Genomic DNA, 410 nt, shown 5'->3' on the forward strand with positions numbered 1-410 from the left:
AGGCCGCCCACGAGCACCCGGGCCCCGCTCTTCCCCGCGACGTCCGCGCACCCGGCCTCCGCGAGCGCCTCCTCCGAGCCGTGCCGCCGGCTGGACATCAGCGTCTGGCCACGCACGCGCAGGACGTACTCGTCCCCTCGCCGCGCCAGCGTGACTTCCCCCACGTCGGGGACCTGCGCGGTGTCGAGCGTCTCCCAAGGCTTCATGCGTCCGGCTCTTCGCGCGGAAGCCGCGCCCGGGTCAAGGCGCGCAGTGCTTCGACATGTCGGGCCGACACGTCGAGCGCGGCTTCCAGGGGAGGGCAGGGGCCCGCTCCAGAGGAGGACCCTGCCCGGCATGGCCGGTGCAGAATGGGCGGGGGTACCTGGACCGGGGCTTCGCGCCCTCACCGAAAGGAATCACCCATGGCC

At 73.7% G+C, this 410-nt stretch carries 1 pseudogene; it reads right to left on the reverse strand.

The features are described 5' to 3' along the window. A pseudogene (locus D7Y04_RS43110) lies at positions 1 to 206 on the reverse strand (hypothetical protein); the annotation flags it as partial. Between the last annotated feature and the right edge of the window lie 204 nt (positions 207 to 410).

The sequence above is a fragment of the Corallococcus sp. AB038B genome (assembly GCF_003668955.1).
GTDB classification, from domain to species: domain Bacteria; phylum Myxococcota; class Myxococcia; order Myxococcales; family Myxococcaceae; genus Corallococcus; species Corallococcus exiguus.